1 protein-coding gene and 2 pseudogenes are annotated in these 2,121 nt (G+C 67.4%); 2 read left to right on the top strand and 1 reads right to left on the bottom strand.

What is annotated here, in order from left to right:
• Window positions 1-165: 165 nt before the first annotated feature.
• Window positions 166-408 carry a hypothetical protein gene (locus ABT360_RS35230; RefSeq protein WP_351825827.1) on the bottom strand — a complete coding sequence of 81 codons (243 nt, stop codon included), beginning with the start codon at window positions 406-408 and terminating at the stop codon, window positions 166-168.
• Between the two features lie 243 nt (window positions 409-651).
• On the opposite strand from ABT360_RS35230, the pseudogene ABT360_RS35235 reads away from it, so the two are divergent.
• Window positions 652-1,458 (top strand): annotated as a pseudogene (locus ABT360_RS35235) (IS5 family transposase).
• Window positions 1,459-1,467: 9 nt separating this feature from the next.
• Window positions 1,468-2,121, top strand: a pseudogene (locus ABT360_RS35240) (IS630 family transposase); the annotation flags it as partial.

Here is a 2,121-nt window from a genome sequence, read left to right on the forward strand (position 1 = left end):
CCGTCTTCGAAAAGCCTGGTGTTAAAGCCAACCAGCGGGCGGCGGGACAGGGCGGCGTGGCCCGTGCCAGCATGGCCCCGGCTTCGCCGAAGCCGCTGGCGCAGCCAGCTCCAGCGGCTGCGCACGGCACGCCTCGCCCACGTCAGAAAGAAGCAGGTTGGCCGCTCAGGAGCGGACCCGAGCCTCCTTGCCGTCGATGTAGATGAGCATCGACTTGATCAGCTCGCCAGGAGTTACCGGCTGCAGTACGACGGAAAGTTCCTGGACCGCTTTCAGCACGCCTACTTGGTTGCGAGGGAAACCTGCTCGGCGCGCCTTCTCTTGTGCTTCGAACAGCGGGCGAACCTTGCCCCAGGCGTCGGTCGGTTCGAAACTGGCGACCGTCCAGGGCTGGTCCCCGGTTGGCATGGAAAGGGAGCCGACAACCTCGTCTCCGCGTCGAGGACGACGCGGGTGACGTCGATGAGGCCGGCGTCGTCGAGCCGGTGCAGGACCGCTTCGTGATATCCCGAAGCACGGTGCCCGGGCATCCGCCCGCACACCATCCCACCCCATGACCAGCACAACGACCCGACTGCCACACCGTCACGCAAAACGCCGTTGCAGTATTAGACATCGTTTCTGATGGCGTGATTGCTCGTTGAGCCGTGCATGACGGATCTGATCGAGCGGTTGGTACCGGACGAGTTGTGGACGCTATTCCGGCGGGTGGTCCCGCCGACGGAGGTCATACGCCCGCAAGGCGGCGGCCGACGGCGGGCCGGTGACCGCGAATGCCTGGCGGCGATCGTCTTCGTGGCCACCTCGGGCTGCACGTGGCGGCAGTTGCCGCCGGTGTTCGGGCCGGCTTGGCCGACGGTCTACCGGCGCTTCGCCCAGTGGAGCCGGGACCGGGTGTGGGCCACGCTGCACCGGGTGATCCTCGACGAACTCGGCGCTCGGGGCGAGCTGGACTGGTCGCGGTGCGCGATCGACTCCGTCAGCGTCCGGGCGGCAAAAGGGGGCCACTGACCGGACCGAATCCGACCGACCGCGGCAAGCCGGGATCGAAAATCCACCTGATCAACGACCGGAGGCGTGCCGCTGTCGCTGGGTATCTCCGGCGCCAACATGCACGACAGCCTCGGCCTGCAGCCGCTCGTGCGCGGGATCCCGCCCGTCCGCTCCCGCCGCGGACCCCGCCGCCGGCGTCCGGCCAAGCTCCATGCCGACAAGGGATACGACTATGACCACCTGCGTAAATGGCTTCGCGAGCGTCGCATCCGCCACCGCATCGCCCGCAAGGGCATCGAGTCGTCCACGCGGCTCGGCCGACACCGCTGGGTCGTCGAGAGAACGGTCTCCTGGCTGGCCGGCTGCCGCCGACTGCACCGCCGATACGAACGCAAGGCCGGACACTTCCTCGCCTTCGTCGGCATAGCCGCAGCCCTCATCAGCTACCGCCGACTCACCAAGTGAAACGACCTCTTACTGGCCCGCCGCGAGATCTCCTTCCAGAGAACGAAAACCTGGAAGGAGTCCCGGACCCGGACTTCGACGGCAAGCTGGCCCGGATCGAGTACGCGATCAATGAGCGGCCGGACCGGACGTTCGCCTTCGACGAGTTCGGACCGCTGGATATCCGCCCGACCGTTGGCTCCTGCTGGGCCCGGGAAGGCCGCCCGGACCGGCTGCCGACGACCTACCGCCGCACCCACGGAATCACCTACTTCCACGGCTGCTACTCGGTCGGCGACGACCAGCTCTGGGGCATCAACCGCAGGCGCAAGGGCATCGACCACACCTGGGTGGCCTTGAGAACGATCCGGGCTGCCCGCCCTGACGGCGCCCCGATCTACGTGATCCTCGACAACCTCTCCGCCCACACGAACTGGCGAATGAAGCAGTGGGCGGTGAAGAACAAGATCGAGCTGTGCTTCACGCCTACCTACGCCTCCTGGGCCAACCCCATCGAAGCGCACTTCGGACCGTTGCGGCAGTTCACCCTCGCCAACTCCCACCACCCCAACCACACCGTCCAGACCCGGGCCCTGCACGCCTACCTGCGCTGGCGCAACAACAACGCCCGCCACCCCGACGTCCTGACCGCCCAACGCCGCGAACGCGCACGCATCCGCAGCG

It is taken from the genome of Streptomyces sp. NPDC000229 (assembly GCF_040300825.1).
In the GTDB taxonomy this organism is placed as follows: Bacteria; Actinomycetota; Actinomycetes; order Streptomycetales; family Streptomycetaceae; genus Streptomyces.

Coding starts and splice junctions, on each gene's coding strand:
- ABT360_RS35230 (WP_351825827.1), bottom strand. CDS start 408: ATGCCAACCGGGGACCAGCCCTGGACGGTCGCCAGTTTCGAACCGACC.